We start from the raw sequence: 13,139 nt of genomic DNA, 5'->3' as shown, positions 1-13,139 counted from the left end.
CTTATACGGAGCGGCTTTTAATAAGTTCAATAAATACAAAAAGAAATTGGAAGCCAACAAAAAAGCCCATTGTTTTAGCAATGGGCTTTAAATAATTTGCGGGCTTGTTACAGTTCTCTTACCCAAATATTACGGAAGCTAAGCGGTTCGCTTTTATCACCGTGTGCCTGTAATTTAATAGGCGACGGGCCGTGCGCTTTCCTGTAGGCAGGTGTGCCAATGTACTGTGTTGGGCCTAAAAGTTCGATGTTGTTCTCTACCAACACACCGTTGAATAATACGGTTACGCGTGCAGGGGTTTTAACGTTATCGCCGTCAAAAGTTGGGGCGGTCCATATCACATCGTAAGTATTCCAAACGCCCGGCGGCTTGGTTGGGTTTGCCAACGGTATAAACTGCTTGTAGATGCTACCGGCCATACCATTAACATAAGTTTTGTTGTTGTACGAATCTAAAACCTGTAGTTCGTATCCTGCATCGCCTTTACCAATTGATGCCAGGAACACGCCGCTGTTACCACGGCCCTGGCCTGTACCTGTTATATTTGCAGGCACTTTCCATTCAATGTGCAACTGGTAACTCCCGAATGATTTTTTGGTTTCGATGTTCCCTGATGATTTATTAACGGTTAATACATCCCCTTTAACATCCCATTTGGCATCGCCGCCGCTGGCTACATCTTTCCATTCGCTAAGGCCGGTTTTACCGTCAAACAAAACGATCGCGTCAGATGGTGCATCGCTTGTGGTTTTCCCAGCGGTTACAACCTTAGGTACAGGCTCCCATTTTTCGGTATCCTCCGGCTTGTTTTGCGCATTCGCGATGAAGGCTGTGCCTGTTAGCAATGCGCTTAAAATTACTTTATACTTCATTTATTTATAGTTTAATGGTTGGCTTACAAATACAATTTTGTTTTTAAGTATTTAGCGCTTTTAGCAATACTTACATAAGGATCTATATTGGTAAAGTTTTCCTGCTCTACCAGGTAATGTTTTATACCTGCCAATTTTGCTTTGCCTAATATGGTTTTAAAATCGATGGTACCCGATCCTATCTCGGTATTCAGTTCATGATTTGCTTTATCCATATCCTTAACATGTACCATGGCAAAACGACCGGGGTGCTTTTTAAAGATAGAGATAGGGTCATGTCCCGCACGTACTACCCAATAAATATCCATTTCCATAGCTACCAATGATGGGTCGGTTTTGGCAAGGATGGTATCGTAAAAGGTTGTGCCTTCTACCTTTTCCCATTCAAAATTATGGTTGTGGTAACCTAACTTTAATCCTTCTTTTTTACAAACCGCGGCGGCTTTGTTCATTTTATCGGCTATTGAATTAAAATCAGCAGCTGTCTTGATAAGGTCGTGGTTTAAGGATGGGATAACTATGTAGGTTTGGCCGGTTGCATGTGCCGCCTCTATATAGCTGTAAAACTCTTCAGTTTTACCTGTGCTAAAAAACTCGTCCATACCGTAATGGCCACTTGGTGTTTTTAAGCCATTTGCCCTAAGTACCGCTTTAAATTCTTTTGCGCTAAGACCCCAAAAACCATTTTGCTTAGAGTAGCCAAAGGTTTCTACTTCTTTATATCCCGCTTTCGCTATTTTGGCGATAACGCCTTTTGGGTCTTTGGGTAACTGATCGCGCAGGCTATAGAGTTGGATACCAACGCCGTTTACGCTTTTTGCCGATAGTAAAGACGGTGCAAGCACCATACTTGCCGACGCTAAGCCCGCCTGCGCTAAAAATGTTCTTCTGCTTGTCATTATATTAAATTGGTTGATGTAAAATGTTAAATAGACCCGCTATAGGCCTAATGGTTTAAACATCGCAAATGTGTACAGCTTTGCGTAAGGATGCGATCTTGTCTTTTTGCTTAGGGATAAATTCCTGCGCAACAAAACCTTTGTGCCCTACCTCTAACACTGCTCGCATAATAGCCGGGTAATAAAGTTCCTGGCTTTCGTCTATCTCATTACGGCCCGGTACGCCCCCTGTATGGTAATGCGCTATGTATTGATGATGATCGCGAATGTTACGGATAACATCGCCTTCATCTATTTGCATGTGATAAATATCATAAAGCAACTTAAAATTCTCCGACCCTAAACGCTTACAAAGTTCTGCACCCCATGCGGTATGGTCGCACTGGTAATCTTTGTGGTCTATTTTGCTGTTCAATAGTTCCATTACCAAAACAACATTGTGCTGCTCGGCGAGTTTCACCATCGGCTTAAGCCCTTCAACACAGTTTTTCCAGCCTTCCTCATCGGTTTTACCACGACGGCTGCCGCTAAAGCAAATTAGGTTCTTGTAACCTGCAGCTGCTACTTTCGGTATCATGGCACTGTATTGCTTGTGCAACTGGGCGTGAAACTGTGTATCACCAAAGCCATCCGTCAGGTTTATTTCGGCGCCGTTACACATAGATGAGTATAACCCGTGTTTTTTAAGCGTAGGCCAATCCTCAGGGCCAACCAGGTCTATCCCTTTTATACCAATGTTCTTGGCGGCAACGCAAAGCTGCTCTACCGGGATATCGCCATAACACCAGCGGCATACCGCATGGTTTATATTGCCCTTTAACTTTTTATCAGCCATGCCCTCTTTTTGTTCCGACTTAAAAGACGACAGCACGCCCGATGTGCCAATGGCCGCCGAGCCTGCAAGCAAGCTTTTTATAGCCGATCTTCTGTTTGTGTTTGCCATTCCTATACTTCTACGCGGCCTGTTCCCGGTTCTTCAATATCTAAACCCGGTTTAGTTTGAATTTGGTTGGTATCTTTAAATGCTAACAGGAATACAACTAACACAACTGCAGCAATACCTGCAGGAATCAACCAAATAGATTGCCAATTATGTGTAGTTTCTGATATTTTATATGTATCTACAATTTTACCAGCCATAATAGAACCGATAAGCATACCTACACCATAAGTAGCCAAGGTGATGAAACCCTGTGCCGCACTTTTAAATTTCTCGCCGGCAAGGTTATCTGTGTAGATCTGGCCTGTTACGAAAAAGAAATCATAACAAATACCATGTAAAACGATACCACCTATGAGCATCCAATAGTTACTACCTGCATCGCCATAAGCAAACAGAACATAGCGTATAGCCCAAGCTATCATACCAATTGCAAGCATCTTTTTAACACCTAAGCGTACAAAGAACAATGGAATAAGTATCATAAATAAAGTTTCTGATACCTGGCCAAGAGACTGTGTTACGGTGGTTGCTTTCATACCTACTTCCGCAAAGAAAGGGTTTGCAAAGCCGTAATAAAATGCCAGTGGTATACAAATAGCTACCGATGCCAAAAAGAATATTAAGTAAGATTTGTTTTTCAAAAGACCTATTGCATCTAAACCTATAATCTCACGGAAAGAAACTTTTTGTCCTGCTTTTGCTGGGGGTGTTGCAGGTAAAGTGAAACTAAACAATCCCAGTGCAAGGGAAGCAAAACCAGCTAATTTGAAAGTATTTACTAATGCTGCTTCGTTGCCTTGTTTGTCCCAATTAAGATAACTAATCACTATACCGGCTACTATCCAGCCAATTGTACCCAACACCCTTATAGGCGCAAACTCTTTACTTGGATTACTCATTTGCCTGAAAGCAACAGAGTTTACCAAAGCCAGAGTAGGCATATAAAGAACCATATAGACTAAAATTACAGGAAAAAATGCGTTAAAATTTGTTATAGTGGTGATGTATAATAATAAACCGCCACCTATTAAATGTAGAACTCCTAAAACTTTCTGAGCTGAAAAAAACTTATCGGCTATTAATCCAATAATAAAAGGCGCTATAATGGCACCCCATGATTGTGTGGCATAGGCGTTACCGTTTTCTACTCCGGTTGCACTTAAAGTTTTGGTAAGGTACGTCCCCATAGTTACAAACCATGCACCCCAGATAAAAAACTCCAGGAACATCATGGTTGATAACTTAACGCGTGTTGTTACGGTCATAATTGGTTTTGGTTTAAATTAATTGGTTAGGTTGTGATTATTTATTTTACTGATAAAATATATTTCACCATCTCTTTTGCGTCGTTAACAGCCAGATCCGGGTGTGGCGTCATGGCAACAGTTCCCCAGTTACCCGAACCGCCTTTAATAACTTTGTTAGCCAGCATATCAATGTCGCTGTCTTTGTATTTTTTGGCGATGTCAACCAACGCAGGGCCAATAACTTTACTTTGCGCGTTGTGGCAGGTATTACAATCGCTGTTTGCCATTAAAGCCTCTCCTTTATTATCCGGGGTGCCGGCTGCTTTTGTTGTACCAATGTTGTTTGCAGCTGTATCGTTAGCAGCATCAGAGTTATGTGCTACCGCATTCTGGTCTGCCGATTGTGCGCTATCTGCTTCACTGCCGCCTGTAGGTGTTTTATCTGAATTACCACCACAAGCTGCCATAGCTAAGCTTAAACCTAATATTACGAATATCTTTTTCATGAGCGTTTTTCTTTAGAGCGTTTGTATTTGTTTTTATTTATAATCCAATTAGTGATCTGTTAAATGCATCATCGCTGCCCGATGCTGCAAAATCATCAAAGGCACGATCTGTTACCCTGATGATATGGTCTTTAATGAACTGCGAGCCTTCGCGCGCGCCGTCTTCCGAGTTTTTAAGGGCGCATTCCCACTCAAGCACTGCCCAGCCTTTATAATCGTACTGGGTTAGCTTGCTAAAAATGCTTTTAAAATCAACCTGTCCATCCCCTAAAGAGCGGAACCTGCCGGCACGGTCTATCCAATCTGAATAGCCACCGTAAACGCCTTGCCTGCCCGTAGGGTTAAACTCGGCGTCCTTCACATGGAACATCTTTATACGTTCGTGGTAAATATCAATATATTCCAGGTAATCCATAGCCTGCAATACAAAGTGCGACGGATCATATAACAAGTTAGCACGCTTATGGTTGTTAACCTTGCTTAAAAATCTTTCGTAGCTAACGCCATCATGCAGGTCTTCGCCCGGGTGGATCTCGTAACAAAGATCAATGCCATTCTCGTCGAACACATTCAGGATGGGTTCCCAGCGTTTAGCCAATTCATCAAAAGCGGCATCAACCAAACCGGCAGGGCGCTGAGGCCACGGATATACCATCCCCCATATTAGCGCGCCGCTAAATGTAACATGCGCATCTAAGCCTAAATTTTTTGATGCTTTGGCAGCCGCGTGTAATTGCGATACCGCCCACTTTTGCCTTTCGGCAGGGTTGCCTTTTACCTGTGCAGGTGCAAACGCGTCAAATAAGCTATCGTATGCAGGGTTAACCGCTACTAACTGGCCTTGCAGGTGTGTAGATAGCTCGGTGATCTGTACACCGGCTTCATTAGCAATACCTTTTATCTCGTCGGCATACGTTTTACTATCCGCTGCCTTTTGCAGATCTATAAAGCGCAGATCATTAGTTGGCAACTGCACACCTTTGTATCCTAAACCCGCAGCCCACTCGCAAATAGACTTCAGATCGTTAAATGGTGCCGCGTCACTAATAAACTGGGCTAAAAATATAGCCGGTCCTTTTATGGTAGTCATGCGTTAGATAGTATATTTTGTCCATTTTTCGTCGCTGGCATTTGAAGCAACAACGTTGTTTATAAATGCCATACCGCGAATACCGTCGTCAACTGATGGAAAATCGATCCATTCAGGCACTTCGCGCCCTTCAATTTTAGCGCTAAGTGCTAAAGCAAAGTTGCGATACAGGTTACCGAATGCTTCCAGATAACCCTCAGGGTGGCCGCCCGGTGTACGGCAATTTGATGATGCCGCACTTGATAAGTTGGCAGTGCCGGCACGTAATATTTCGGCAGGTTTATCCAGCCATCTTACAATAAGTGTGTTAGGTTCCATCTGGTGCCACTCCAGGCCGCCATTTTCACCAAAGACACGGATAGACAAAGCGTTCTCTGAACCAGCGGCAACTTGCGATGCTATAAGTGTTCCTGTAGCCCCGCCATCAAAACGAAGCAATACAGCGCCGTCGTCATCAAGCATACGGCCATCAACCACAATGTTTAACGAAGCACTTAGCTCATCAATTTTTTGGCCCGAAATATACTCAGCCAAATGAGCGGCATGTGTGCCAATATCGCCCATCGCGCCCGCTTTGCCGGATTTAGACGGATCGGTACGCCATGAGGCTTGTGCATTACCCTCACGTTCCGAAAGGCGGCTTAACCAGCCTTGCAGATACTCAACATATATTTTTCTTACTTTACCTAAAGCGCCGCTTTTAATAAGCTCGCGTGCCTCTTTTACCATCGGGTAACCGGCATAGGTGTGCGTAAGCAATAACATCAAACCTGTTTCCTCAACTTTTGCTTTTAGTTGCTGGGCTTCTTCAAGCGTAAAAGTTATAGGCTTTTCTATAACCACGTTAAAACCGTTCTCTAACGCCTGCATTGCCGGGGCAAAGTGGGCAAAGTTTGGGGTAACTATGGTTACAAAATCCATACGTTCATCAGCCGGTTTTTGGGCTTCGGCCTTAAACATTTCATCGTAGGTGTTGTAAGTTCTTTCGGGATCAAGAAAAAGCATTTTACCGCTCTCCTGTGCTACATCGGGATGCATGCTTAGGGCACCGCATACCAATTCTACCTGGCCGTCCATGTTGGCTGCAATGCGGTGGATAGCACCTATAAAGGCATCCTTGCCGCCGCCAATCATGCCCATGCGCAATTTTCTGTTACTCATATTATAGTAGATAAACTTTTAAAAAAACCAACCGTAGCTGGGTACTGCCGCGGCTTATGGCCGGGAGTTTTTAAAAGTATAAAATTTAGAATTAAAAGAAAAGCCCTTCCGCAGGAACGGAAAGGCTTATTTTATAACGTCCTATGAAAGCGCCCAGGCCCTGTCCCCTTTTTTGTAAGGGTAGTTTCCGTCGTATTTTCCCGGTACAGGCAAATAGCGTAATGCTTTAGTAGCGCCCACTTCTGATGTAAAGTAACCCAACAAAGTTAGTTGCTTGATCATGGTAAAGTAGTGGTTCGGATCTTCCGGCTTTTTGGTCTTAGCGTATTCCTTAGCCTCTTTATCAAGGTCCGTTAAAACCTCGGTGCGTTGTTTGGCATCAGCCTCCATAAAAGTCTTTTTAAACTTCTTGTCGGTTGCTTTGTCAAGCTCAGATAAGCCGTTCTTAAACACCTTCTGATCAGCCTCGGTATAGCAATCTCTCACCATAATAGCCATAAAGCCACCAACATTCGCAGCTTTTGCGCCCGGGGTTTTAGTTTCAGGCAAAATGGTTTCGCCAACCTCATTTAAAAATGCGGTGGTATCTTTTGCAAAAAGGTCGTTGGTATCAACCTTGCTGCCAGATTTACAGCCTGATATAAAGAACTCGGCACCAATTACCGTTCCTCCAAGTATCAAACCAACTCTGCTTATCGCGTCTCTTCTATTCATTTTTTTATAGAATTATGAGTTAATGTTTTTAATTATCATTTATTATTATGCCTTCAGCTCAAAACCAGCCGGATATTGACGCTTAACATATTGGTTAACGTCATCAAAGTTGGTAACCTTCATGGCATTATTATCCCATGTGTATTTGAAGGCACCGCCTTTAAGGTCGTGGCCGCGCACAGCTAAATTAGCCATCAGCAATGCTTCTGTAAGCGGGCCGGCAACCTCAAACGGTGAGCTTACCTCCATTTTACCATAACCTGCCAAACATGCCTCAACCCATTGCGCGTAGTGGCCGTTAGCGCCGCCCGGTACACGTTTGTACTTTTGCGGTGCTTTGGCATCCTTGGTGCGCTCTTTTGGTAACAATGTGGCCGCGTCAGAGTATGTACTCGCGTACATTTTACCCTTTGAACCAATAAATAGCGTACCGTTGCCTTCTTCGCCACCCCATTTCTCGTTAGGGCCAAGCTCTTCAGGTCTTTCGGGCTGTATACCGCCGTCCATCCAGTGCAGGGTAACGTCGCCTTTGGTTTTATTAGTTTTAGGGAAAGTTAATGTAATGTGGCTTGACGGAGGGCAGCTTTCAGGGAAATTACCTTTTCTAAACGAATCAACGTAAACGCTGCCAACGCTTGCCTGTACATCTTTAACATACTGCAGACCTAACACACGGAAAGGTGCCTCAACCAGGTGGCAACCCATATCGCCAAGTGCGCCGGTTCCGTAATCCCACCAGCCGCGCCAGTTAAACGGAACAAGTTTTTCAACGTAATCCTTTTTAGGAGCTGTGCCTAACCATAAGTTCCAGTCAAGTTCTTTAGGGATATTGGTGCTTGGCTCAGGCCATTTAATGCCTTGCGGCCATACCGGGCGGTTAGTCCAGCAGTAAATGGTGTCAACATCGCCTATCAGCCCTGCATCGTACCATTCGGCCATTAAACGCGTGCCATCGTTTGACGCACCCTGGTTACCCATCTGGGTTACCACTTTATATTTTTTGGCCGCGTCAGTTAATAAACGGGCCTCCCAAATATCATGCGTTAGCGGTTTTTGCACATAAACGTGTTTGCGCAACTGCATGGCATGGTAAGCTATAATAGCGTGGTTATGATCGGGCGTTGATACAGATACGGCATCAAAGTTCTTGTGCTCTTTATCATACATTTCGCGCCAGTCCTTATAATACTTAGCCTTAGGGAATGCCGCTCTTGATTTAGCTGCGCTACGGTCGTCAACGTCGCACAGAAAAGCAATATTTGCTTTGCCGCTTTTTGCAAAATTGGCAATATCACTTTCACCTTTACCGCCGGCACCTATACCTGCAACATTAAGCATATCACTTGGTGCGGTGTAGCCTGTTCCGCCTAATACAAAGCGTGGCACTATCATAAAGCCCGCGGCCGCTAATGCGCCCGACTTTATAAAATCCCTTCTGGAAGGGTTTGAACTTTCGTTCGTTGTGGTTTCTTTCTTTTCAGTCATTGTTAGTCGAATTTCAATACTGTTAAATATTACCTTTTTTAAGTTCTTTTACAGCAAAATCAGCCGCGCGTGCTGTAAGCGCCATATAAGTAAGCGATGGGTTTTGGCAAGCTGCCGATGTCATGGCGGCACCATCTGTAACAAATACGTTTTTAGCGTCCCAAACCTGGTTCCATTCGTTAAGTACCGATGATTTTGGATCGCGACCCATACGGGCAGTACCCATTTCGTGGATACCACGGCCTAATACCGGTTCTGATGTATATGTCTGTACATCTTTAACACCTGCATTCTCCAGCATCTCTTTAGCGTCGTTCATCATATCGATGCGCATTTTGCGCTCGTTATCTTTACACTCCGCATCAATAGCCAATACCGGTAAGCCCCATTTATCTTTCTTGTTTTTATCCAGGTAAACTTTGTTCTCGTGGTATGGAAGCGTTTCGCCGAAGCCACCCATTCCAAAGCTCCATGATCCTGGTTCTGTTAAGGCATCTTTAAAGTCGCCGCCGATGTTTAATTCGGCAATATCGCGGCCCCAACCGCTGCGGCTACCGCCACCCTGGTAACCAAACCCGCGAATGTAATCGCGTTTTTCGCCATTTAAGTTACGGTAACGTGGTATATATATACCGTTAGCCCTGCGGCCAAAGGTGTATTTATCTTCAAAGCCTTCTACACGGCCGCCGGCGCCAACACCTAAGTGGTGGTCCATCAGGTTGTGGCCTAACTGGCCGCTGCTGCTGCCTAAGCCGCCTTCCCATACGTCGGTAGCAGAGTTCATTAACACCCAGGCGCTGTTTAGTGCCGATGCATTAACGAAAACTATTTTGGCAAAAAACTCATATGTTTTATTGGTTTCAGCATCCAAAACCTCTACGCCTTTAGCTTTTTTAGTGTTTTTATCGTAAAGGATCTTTGTTACGATTGACCACGGACGAAGCGTTAAGTTACCGGTTTTCATGGCAGCAGGCAAAGTAGCCGACTGTGTGCTGAAGTACGCGCCAAACGGACAGCCTAACCAACACTTATTACGGTACTGGCAGTTTGTGCGGTTATTATGAGGTACAGTAATGTTAGCTGTACGGCCAATTATAAAGTGGCGTGCATCTTTATAAAACTCTTTATAACGTTTTTGAATATCTTTTTCTACAATATTCATTTCCATTGGAGGCATAAAATCACCATCCGGAAGGATTGGAACGCCATCTTTATTACCCGAGATACCTGCAAAGCGTTCTGCATAACCATACCAGTCATGAAGGTCTTTGTAACGAATAGGCCAGTCGGTACCAATACCATCTTTTAAGTTCGCCTCAAAATCGGTATCGTGCCAACGGTATGATTGACGGCCCCACATTAAAGAACGGCCACCTACGTGGTAGCCGCGGAACCAATCGAAACGCTTAATTTCTGTATACGGGCTCTCCTTTTCGTTGGTCCAGTAATCCAGATTGGTTTCATTTAGCGGATAATCGCGCTTTAATACCGGATAATCCTCGATCATTTTTTGCGTACGACCGCCCCTGTGTTCAAATTCCCACGGGCCTTTGTTGGCATTTACATAATCTTTAATGTGCTCGATATTTTTACCGCGCTCCAGCATAATGGTTTTTAAGCCCTTCTCGGTCAGTTCTTTAGCAGCCCAGCCGCCGGAAATCCCTGAACCAATGACGATAGCGTCATAAGTGTTTGTAGACATAAAGGTATAGCGTTTAATAAATTATTATAGTAATTGGTTGTTCCGTCTAATGTATGAATAAAAATTATTTTACAAACTTTTTTCATTGTGTTTTTTACACACAATGTGTTAGTTGGCAGTTTTTAGTTTGCGGTTTGCAGTAAAAACTGCCAACTGCTATTCGTCCACTGCAAACTGACCTATATGTTCCCTTTTTTCAATTCGCCTATGGCATGGTCTACCGCGCGGGCGGTAAAGGCCATATAAGTAAGCGATGGGTTTTGGCAGCTGGTTGATGTCATGCTGGCGCCATCGGTTACATACACATTGTTACAGGCGTGCAGGCGGTGCCATTTATCAAGCATAGATGTTTTAGGGTCTTTACCCATACGCACACCTCCCATTTCATGAATATCAAGCCCCGGTGCCCTATGATCTGTAGATGCTTGTATGTTTTTGAAACCCGCAGAGGTGAACATTTCCGTCATCTGCTCAACGTAATCCTTCTTCATTTTCTCGTCGTTATTATCATAATCAACCGAGATCTTTAATTGAGGGATACCCCAGGGGTCTTTAAGCGATTTATCTAACGCAACGTAGTTTGTTTCTTTGGGTATGGTTTCGCCCATCATGTGCGAACCTACATGCCAACTGCTCAGATCCTTTTTCACAAGGTTCTTCTTCAGGTCCTGGCCTATTCCATCACTGCTATGTTGCTCCCAGCGATAAGCGCTGAAGCCGCAGGCATAGCCGCGCAAGAAGTCTGTTTCCTGTTTGTAAACGTTCCTGAAACGGGGAATGTAACCGCCTCCTGCCGGGTTTCGTCCGTCGGTAGTCCATTCTTTAGCGCCATCGTACTCGGCATTAATATGTGCCGAATAATTGTGGAACGCCACGTATTTGCCCAGGGTGCCACTATCATTACCCAAACCGTTAGGGAAACGGCTTGAGATTGAATTAAGTAAAATAAGATTGCTGTTTAAAGCCGCCGCGTTAACAAAAATAACATTAGCGTAATACTCTATTGCTTCCTTAGTATTCGCGTCAATTACCCTTACGCCTGTTGCCTTGCCTTTTTTCTCATCATAGATGATAGACTCTACTACCGAATGCGGCCTCAATGTACAATGCCCCGAGCGTAGCGCCCACGGTATGGTTGATGAATTAGCGCTAAAGTAGCCGCCGAACGGGCAGCCGCGCTGGCAAAGTGTACGTTCCTGGCACTGCCCCCTGCCCTGATCTAAATGGATCTGGTTAGGTTTTGACAAGTGCGCGCAACGCGCGCTTATAACATGCCTGCCTTTGTACGTTTTTTTTACGTGATTACTAAAGTAGGTTTCTACCGCGTTTAACGGGAATGCGGGTAAAAACTCACCATCCGGCAATTCTACAAGGCCATCGCGGTTACCGGAGATACCCGCGAATTTTTCTACATAGCTGTACCAGGGTGCTATATCCGCGTATCGGATAGGCCAGTCAACCGCGAAACCATCTCGTGCCGGGCCTTCAAAATCAAACTCGCTCCAGCGTTGGGTTTGGCGTGCCCAAAGCAAGGATTTACCTCCTGTTTGGTACCCGCGGATCCAATCGAAAGGTTTTTCCTGCACGTAAGGATGCTCGGCATCCTTTACAAAAAAGTGTGCCGCATCTTCGCCAAAGGCATAGCAGCGATTAACTATAGGGTTTGCCTTCTGCACATCATCGGGCATAACGCCGTGGTGCGGAAACTCCCATGGGTATAAGTTTGTAGTGGGGTAATCCTTTAAATGTTTTACATCACGGCCACGCTCAAGCACCAGGGTTTTAAGCCCTTTATCGGTAAACTCCTTTGCGGCCCAGCCACCACTCATACCCGAGCCTATAACAATGGCATCAAACGTACGATCTTTAATACTATCAATATTCAAATTTGCCATTATACTGCTGCAGCCTTTTTAACAGGGAAGTACGCGTTGTACCTACCCGGAACCAATTCATAAACTATTTGCTTCGTCATAAAATATTTAGACGTGGTGTAGCCAAACACGGTTTGGTCTTTCACCATGCGGTAAAAAGCGGTAAGCTTAGTACTATCTTTATATTTTTCGTCTTTAGCGTTCTTATCTACCGTACCAACAAAAGTTGTGCGTTCCGCAGGCGAGGCTTCGTTGAATGATTTACCCATTTGTTTTTTGGCGGCGGCGTCAAAATCGGACAAACCGGTCATAAAATCCTGTTGATGCTCTTTATCATAGCAATCATCGATCATTTTAAAAACAAACAGGTTTATGCCTAACTCGGCAGCACCGGGGGTATCTGTTTTTGGCAGAATGGTTTCTGTAAGGTTGTTAACCAATTGCTCCTGGGCGGCATCTACCTTAAGCTTTTTTAGCTGTATAACAGGTTTGCCTTTATCAGTAAGGCACGAAGGTAAAACCACAGCACCGCCCAAAATAAGGGCCATGTTCCTGATGGCAATACGCCGGTTCATATTTAAATTCAATGACGAGAGAATTAAATGTTACAAATACGGTTACGGGAGTGTAAGGTAGTTTTTAACTA

At 44.4% G+C, this 13,139-nt stretch carries 12 protein-coding genes; all 12 read right to left on the bottom strand.

Going from position 1 to position 13,139, the window contains the following annotated elements:
• Nucleotides 1-107: 107 nt before the first annotated feature.
• Nucleotides 108-872, bottom strand: coding sequence for a 3-keto-disaccharide hydrolase (locus ACFQZI_RS05480; RefSeq protein ID WP_377139462.1), 765 nt, complete (start codon nt 870-872; stop codon nt 108-110).
• A 23-nt stretch (nt 873-895) separates the two neighbouring features.
• Nucleotides 896-1,771 carry a sugar phosphate isomerase/epimerase family protein gene (locus ACFQZI_RS05475; RefSeq protein WP_377139459.1) on the bottom strand — a complete coding sequence of 292 codons (876 nt, stop codon included), beginning with the start codon at nt 1,769-1,771 and terminating at the stop codon, nt 896-898.
• Nucleotides 1,772-1,826: 55 nt separating this feature from the next.
• A complete protein-coding gene (locus tag ACFQZI_RS05470; RefSeq protein WP_377139457.1) occupies nt 1,827-2,714 on the bottom strand; it encodes a hydroxypyruvate isomerase family protein in 888 nt (295 codons plus the stop codon).
• Between the two features lie 2 nt (nt 2,715-2,716).
• A complete protein-coding gene (locus ACFQZI_RS05465; RefSeq protein WP_377139454.1) occupies nt 2,717-3,979 on the bottom strand; it encodes a nucleoside permease in 1,263 nt (420 codons plus the stop codon).
• A gap of 41 nt (nt 3,980-4,020) precedes the next feature.
• A complete protein-coding gene (locus ACFQZI_RS05460; RefSeq protein WP_377139451.1) occupies nt 4,021-4,467 on the bottom strand; it encodes a c-type cytochrome in 447 nt (148 codons plus the stop codon).
• A 37-nt stretch (nt 4,468-4,504) separates the two neighbouring features.
• The gene (locus tag ACFQZI_RS05455; RefSeq protein WP_377139449.1) at nt 4,505-5,557 is read right to left on the bottom strand and encodes a sugar phosphate isomerase/epimerase family protein; all 1,053 of its coding nucleotides are present in this window, start codon (nt 5,555-5,557) and stop codon (nt 4,505-4,507) included.
• Nucleotides 5,558-5,560: 3 nt separating this feature from the next.
• Nucleotides 5,561-6,718 carry a Gfo/Idh/MocA family protein gene (locus ACFQZI_RS05450; protein ID WP_377139446.1) on the bottom strand — a complete coding sequence of 386 codons (1,158 nt, stop codon included), beginning with the start codon at nt 6,716-6,718 and terminating at the stop codon, nt 5,561-5,563.
• A gap of 141 nt (nt 6,719-6,859) precedes the next feature.
• The gene (locus ACFQZI_RS05445) at nt 6,860-7,432 is read right to left on the bottom strand and encodes a gluconate 2-dehydrogenase subunit 3 family protein (RefSeq protein ID WP_377139444.1); all 573 of its coding nucleotides are present in this window, start codon (nt 7,430-7,432) and stop codon (nt 6,860-6,862) included.
• Between the two features lie 45 nt (nt 7,433-7,477).
• Nucleotides 7,478-8,917: a Gfo/Idh/MocA family protein gene (locus tag ACFQZI_RS05440; protein ID WP_377139442.1), complete on the bottom strand. Its 1,440-nt coding sequence runs from the start codon at nt 8,915-8,917 to the stop codon at nt 7,478-7,480.
• Between the two features lie 22 nt (nt 8,918-8,939).
• Nucleotides 8,940-10,619, bottom strand: a complete 1,680-nt coding sequence (locus tag ACFQZI_RS05435; RefSeq protein WP_377139439.1) for a GMC oxidoreductase — start codon at nt 10,617-10,619, stop codon at nt 8,940-8,942.
• A 179-nt stretch (nt 10,620-10,798) separates the two neighbouring features.
• The gene (locus ACFQZI_RS05430) at nt 10,799-12,514 is read right to left on the bottom strand and encodes a GMC oxidoreductase (RefSeq protein WP_377139436.1); all 1,716 of its coding nucleotides are present in this window, start codon (nt 12,512-12,514) and stop codon (nt 10,799-10,801) included.
• Entirely contained in the window at nt 12,514-13,068 is a 555-nt protein-coding gene (locus tag ACFQZI_RS05425) for a gluconate 2-dehydrogenase subunit 3 family protein (protein ID WP_377139434.1), read from the bottom strand. Before ACFQZI_RS05425 ends, ACFQZI_RS05430 begins: the two co-directional genes overlap by 1 nt.
• Nucleotides 13,069-13,139 lie beyond the last annotated feature (71 nt).

Origin of the sequence: Mucilaginibacter lutimaris, assembly GCF_042676625.1 — a bacterium.
GTDB classification, from domain to species: domain Bacteria; phylum Bacteroidota; class Bacteroidia; order Sphingobacteriales; family Sphingobacteriaceae; genus Mucilaginibacter; species Mucilaginibacter lutimaris.
Note: the sequence above shows the minus strand (reverse complement) of the source record. Positions and strands in the feature narration are given on the sequence as shown.

What these genes read in the sequence shown, in the direction of transcription:
- ACFQZI_RS05480 (WP_377139462.1), bottom strand. Translation starts at nt 872, where the DNA reads ATGAAGTATAAAGTAATTTTAAGCGCATTGCTAACAGGCACAGCCTTC.
- ACFQZI_RS05475 (WP_377139459.1), bottom strand. Translation starts at nt 1,771, where the DNA reads ATGACAAGCAGAAGAACATTTTTAGCGCAGGCGGGCTTAGCGTCGGCA.
- ACFQZI_RS05470 (WP_377139457.1), bottom strand. Translation starts at nt 2,714, where the DNA reads ATGGCAAACACAAACAGAAGATCGGCTATAAAAAGCTTGCTTGCAGGC.
- ACFQZI_RS05465 (WP_377139454.1), bottom strand. Translation starts at nt 3,979, where the DNA reads ATGACCGTAACAACACGCGTTAAGTTATCAACCATGATGTTCCTGGAG.
- ACFQZI_RS05460 (WP_377139451.1), bottom strand. Translation starts at nt 4,467, where the DNA reads ATGAAAAAGATATTCGTAATATTAGGTTTAAGCTTAGCTATGGCAGCT.
- ACFQZI_RS05455 (WP_377139449.1), bottom strand. Translation starts at nt 5,557, where the DNA reads ATGACTACCATAAAAGGACCGGCTATATTTTTAGCCCAGTTTATTAGT.
- ACFQZI_RS05450 (WP_377139446.1), bottom strand. Translation starts at nt 6,718, where the DNA reads ATGAGTAACAGAAAATTGCGCATGGGCATGATTGGCGGCGGCAAGGAT.
- ACFQZI_RS05445 (WP_377139444.1), bottom strand. Translation starts at nt 7,432, where the DNA reads ATGAATAGAAGAGACGCGATAAGCAGAGTTGGTTTGATACTTGGAGGA.
- ACFQZI_RS05440 (WP_377139442.1), bottom strand. Translation starts at nt 8,917, where the DNA reads ATGACTGAAAAGAAAGAAACCACAACGAACGAAAGTTCAAACCCTTCC.
- ACFQZI_RS05435 (WP_377139439.1), bottom strand. Translation starts at nt 10,619, where the DNA reads ATGTCTACAAACACTTATGACGCTATCGTCATTGGTTCAGGGATTTCC.
- ACFQZI_RS05430 (WP_377139436.1), bottom strand. Translation starts at nt 12,514, where the DNA reads ATGGCAAATTTGAATATTGATAGTATTAAAGATCGTACGTTTGATGCC.
- ACFQZI_RS05425 (WP_377139434.1), bottom strand. Translation starts at nt 13,068, where the DNA reads ATGAACCGGCGTATTGCCATCAGGAACATGGCCCTTATTTTGGGCGGT.